1 protein-coding gene is annotated in these 2003 nt (G+C 70.9%); it reads left to right on the top strand.

Annotated features, from left to right (window positions below; genetic code table 11):
• A partial coding sequence (locus VFE05_16150; protein HET6231606.1) for a zinc-dependent metalloprotease occupies positions 1–1846 on the top strand: 1846 nt, incomplete at its 5' end.
• Positions 1847–2003 lie beyond the last annotated feature (157 nt).

The following is a 2003-nucleotide window of genomic DNA, read 5'->3' as shown; positions in this document are numbered from 1 at the left end:
GACGGGCACCCCGCGCGCCAACGGCGGCGGCGCCGGCGGCGGGCAGGGCGGCGGCGCCCCCACGCCCGCGCAGAGCGTGCTCGCGCACTGGAGCATCGTGCGCCTCCCCGAGCGGCCCATGATGGCGCGCCGGGCCGACGAGCGCGTGGGCTTCTTCGACATCAGCAACATGGACTTCGGCGCCGAGCAGCGCGCCGCGCCGCGCGAGTACATCACCCGCTACCGGCTGGAGTGCTCGGACCGGCGCGTGGGCGACCTGTGCTATCCCAAGCAGCCCATCGTGTACTACGTGGACCCGGCCACGCCGGAGCAGTGGAAGCCGTGGATCCGCAAGGCGATCACCGACTGGCAGCCCGCGTTCGAGGCGGCCGGCTTCAAGGACGCCATCGTCGCCGGCGAGGTGCCCGCCAACGACCCCGACTGGTCGCCCGAGGACCTCCGCCACACCATGATCCGGTGGCTGCCCAGCACCACCGAGAACGCGTCGGGCCCGCACGTGAGCGACCCGCGCACGGGCGAGATCCTGAACGGCTCAGCGCGCATCTTCCAGAACGTGCTCAACCTGCAGCGCGACTGGTACTTCGCGCAGGCGGCGCACCTGGACCCGCGCGCCCGCGTGCTGCCCATGCCCGACTCGCTGATGGGCCGCGTGCTGGAGTTCGTGGTGGCGCACGAGGTCGGCCACACCCTGGGCCTGCGCCACGACCAGATCGGCAGCTCCACCTACCCGGCCGACAGCGTGCGCAGCGCGTCGTGGGTGCACCGCATGGGGCACTCGCCCAGCATCATGGACTACTCGCGCTTCAACTACGTGGCGCAGCCCGAGGACAACATCCCGCTGGCGGACATCGTCCCCCGCGTGGGCCCGTACGACAAGTTCGCCATCATGTGGGGCTACAAGCCCATCCCCGGCGCGGGCAGCCCGGAGCAGGAGCGGCCCACCCTGGACCGCTGGGCGCGGGTGCAGGATACGATCCCGTGGCTGCGCTTCAGCGAGGGCAACGAGTTCGGCGGCTACGGCACGCTGAACGAGGCGGTGGGCGACGCGGACCCGGTGAAGAGCACCGGCCTGGGCTTCCGCAACATCCAGCGCGTGGTGGGCTACATCCCCGGCGCGGCCACGCGGCCCGGCGAGGACAACAGCGACCTGCGCGAGCTGTACGACCGCACGGTCAACCAGTGGGCCACCGAGGCGGGCCACGTCGTCACCGTGGTGGGCGGCGCCGAGGTGCAGTACAAGTCCGGCAGCCAGCCCGGCGCGGTGTTCCACCCGCTGGGCCGCGCGCGCCAGGCCGAGGCGGTGCGCTTCCTGAACGAGAGCGTGTTCCGCACGCCGCAGTACCTGATCCGCCCCGAGATCGCGCGCCGCATCGAGCCGATGGGGATGATCAACCGCATCGTGAACGCGCAGGCGCGCGTGCTCACGGCGCTGCTGGACGACAGCCGCATGAACCGCCTGCTCGAAAACGAGGCGCTCATGCGCAACGCCGACACCTACCCGCTGTCGTCCATGCTCGACGACGTGCGGCGCGGCATCTGGAGCGAGCTGGCGAGCGGGTCGCCCACCATCGACCCGTACCGGCGCGAGCTGCAGATGAACTTCCTCACGCAGGTGGACCGCAAGCTGAACCCGCCCGCACCGGCGGCGAACGCCGCGCCGGTGCGCCAGTTCGGCCCGCCCCGCCCGCCGCTCTCGGCCGACGCGAAGTCGGAGCTGCGCGGCGAGTTGGTGACGCTGAAGGCCGAGATCCAGCGCGCCATCCCTCGCGCCGGCGACCGGCAGACGCAGCTCCACCTCCAGGGCGCCGTTCACCGCATCGACCAGATCCTCGATCCGAACAGCTAAGCTTCGGGAGATGGAATCTCAGCCGAATCGGTAGATGGTTGAACGCTGATCGGTAGATGAGAAGAAGGGGCTCCGGCGACGGAGCCCCTTCTTCGTTGTGTGCCCGGCATGTGCTGGAGCTTGGGGGTGAAAGTCCCCTGGGAACTTGGTCGTAGGG

The sequence above is a fragment of the Longimicrobiaceae bacterium genome (assembly GCA_035696245.1).
Classification (GTDB): Bacteria; Gemmatimonadota; Gemmatimonadetes; order Longimicrobiales; family Longimicrobiaceae; genus DASRQW01.
This window is presented reverse-complemented; position numbering and strand designations above follow the sequence as displayed.